At 44.6% G+C, this 2509-nt stretch carries 2 protein-coding genes; one reads left to right on the top strand and one right to left on the bottom strand.

Annotated elements, in window-relative coordinates; genetic code table 11:
• Positions 1 to 796, bottom strand: a 796-nt coding sequence (locus CDG76_RS35620) for an ATP adenylyltransferase family protein (protein ID WP_094353521.1), incomplete at its 3' end; no start/stop codon positions are given.
• A gap of 347 nt (positions 797 to 1143) precedes the next feature.
• Here CDG76_RS35620 and CDG76_RS35615 point away from each other — a divergent pair.
• Positions 1144 to 2400 (top strand): HhoA/HhoB/HtrA family serine endopeptidase, encoded by a 1257-nt coding sequence (locus tag CDG76_RS35615; RefSeq protein ID WP_094353520.1) that lies wholly within the window; start codon positions 1144 to 1146, stop codon positions 2398 to 2400.
• Positions 2401 to 2509: the final 109 nt, after the last annotated feature.

The following is a 2509-nucleotide window of genomic DNA, read 5'->3' as shown; positions in this document are numbered from 1 at the left end:
ATGAATTCACAGAGATAGATTGGAAATGCTCTTGCGATCGCGGTACGATTAACATCCATTCTCGTGTCGCTAGCAGATTGTAAGCACCAGATTGCTTGTCATCTAAACCCACAGCATGACGCAAAGTGTGATAAATTTCCAGTGTTTCTTGGGCGGCTGCCAATGGCGATCGCACCCAATTGGAATTTAATGGTGCGAAAGCATGTACAAAAGGAAGTTTTGCTGAAGTTGCGTTCGAGTTCTGAAATTGTGCTGATGTTAGCAAAGCTTCAATCGGTATTTGCAACCCTGAAGGTGCAAGTGGTTGTGGCACTAATTGTAAGTGCTTGTGTCGCTGACTAGCACCTGCGGTTTTGCCACTGTTGTAAAATGCTAAACCATCGAAATCAGCTAAACAGGCCCACATAGCCGTAAAATCTTCCAGAGTGAGTAAGCTTTCTTGTTCCTCGAAACCACGGGTGATGATTAGCAGATGATAATCTACAACATTGAATTTATTTAAAATACATACATGGGTATCGGAGATATCCGCTACAAATAAATCTTCTTCGTAGGGCAAAAAAGGATTAAACTCTTCACCAGAAGTAGCAGATTGTTTTTCCTGTTTCTTCTTGGCTGCTTTTTTGCGATTCAGGTTAGACAAAATTCGCACCAAAAAGCGCACGCCATCCTGTTCAACAAATTCAAATTCTGTCGGAATCGAGAGTAGCGCCCCGCATTGCAAAGCATATTCAGTTCGTTCTTTAACACTTGTCCATAAAGTGCCAGGTTTAAGTAAGATTTTCCCCTGTGCCATTTTTATTCCTTCAGGCATGATGAAGAGTGCTGTTAGCGGTAGCGGGGCGTTTAGCCCGTGCTGAGTAAATTAAGAATTACTCAGTAATTTATGTACTTGGGTTTGAGCAAGGCCCCTTGTGGGCGGTCTTTAAACTCAGAACTCAGCACGGGCTAAACGCCCCGCTACCGCTAACAGCACTGAGTTTGGTAAAGAGTAGGCAGCGATGTGCGTCTCTACGAATGACTATATTCCAATACGGTTCAATAAAATACCAAAGCTTTCACAACAACGCAATACCTCCGCAACAAAACTGTCACAAATAATATCTACATTAGTAATACATCTAAATATCCTTCCAGACAGCAATGCAAAACGAATCTCGCGACAGAGAACACCCATCAAATAGCATTTCACATAACACTGCTGATGCCAAATATCATAAACCCTGGAGAAAGGCTGCCGCCTCTCTATCGCTGGTGCTGCTGGGATCAGGTATGACATTGGCAGGCGGCTATATGGCTGGACACTCTCAGCAGGTGTCTGAAAATGCATCTAATTTGGCAGTAAGTCGAGTAAATGCTGCTCCTCCATTACCAGCAGGCACAGATCCTAACTTTGTTATCCAGGTGGTGCAAAAGGTAGGGCCTGCGGTAGTGCGAATTGACTCTTCCCGAACCGTAAAAACCCAGTTACCAGATGAATTTAACGATCCACTTTTCCAACGGTTTTTTGGCTCTCAAATGCCAGAACAACAAAATCGCGTAGAACGGGGTACTGGTTCAGGTTTTATTATTAGTGCTGATGGTCGTATTCTTACCAATGCCCACGTAGTTGATGGTGCTGATACCGTAACAGTTACACTCAAAGATGGGCGTAGCTTTAAAGGTAAAGTGTTAGGAAAAGACGAGTTGACCGATGTTGCTGTTGTCAAGATTCAGGCGGAGAATCTCCCGTTAGTAGCCTTGGGTAACTCAGATCAACTACAACCCGGAGAATGGGCGATCGCGATCGGCAACCCCCTTGGATTAGATAATACAGTAACTACCGGAATTATCAGTGCCACCGGACGCAGTAGCAATCTAATCGGCGCTCCCGATAAGCGAGTAGAGTATATTCAAACCGACGCCGCAATTAACCCCGGTAACTCTGGCGGCCCCCTGCTAAATTCCCGTGGCGAGGTAATTGCCATGAATACAGCCATTATTCAAGGGGCACAAGGATTAGGCTTTGCTATTCCTATCAACACAGCACAACACATTTCCAGTCAACTAATAGCTACAGGTAAAGTAGAACATCCTTACTTGGGAATTCAGATGGTGGGGTTAACACCTCAGCTAAAACAAAATATCAACTCAGATCCCAATAGCGGTTTGAGTGTCAATGAAGATAAAGGTGTATTAGTGGTAAAAGTTATACCAAATTCACCAGCTGCTAAAGCAGGGATACGTGCTGGTGATGTAATCCAAACGCTTGGAGGTCAAGCAGTCACAGATGCCAGCAGTGTCCAAAAGGCTGTAGAAAATAGCCAAGTCGGGAGCGATTTACGTATGGAATTACGTCGCAATGGGCAGAATCTTAACATAGCTGTGCAACCTGGTGCTTTCCCCACCCAAGTGCAATAAAAGTTTTGCTATCAATTAGACTTCTTGCATAAATCAAAAAAAGAACCCCACCCCGCCTTTGACTTACGTCAAATTCTCCCCTCCCGAAGAGCGGGGAGGGGCTGGGTGT

It is taken from the genome of Nostoc sp. 'Peltigera membranacea cyanobiont' 210A, from assembly GCF_002246015.1.
Taxonomy (GTDB): Bacteria; Cyanobacteriota; Cyanobacteriia; order Cyanobacteriales; family Nostocaceae; genus Nostoc.
Note: the sequence above shows the minus strand (reverse complement) of the source record. Positions and strands in the feature narration are given on the sequence as shown.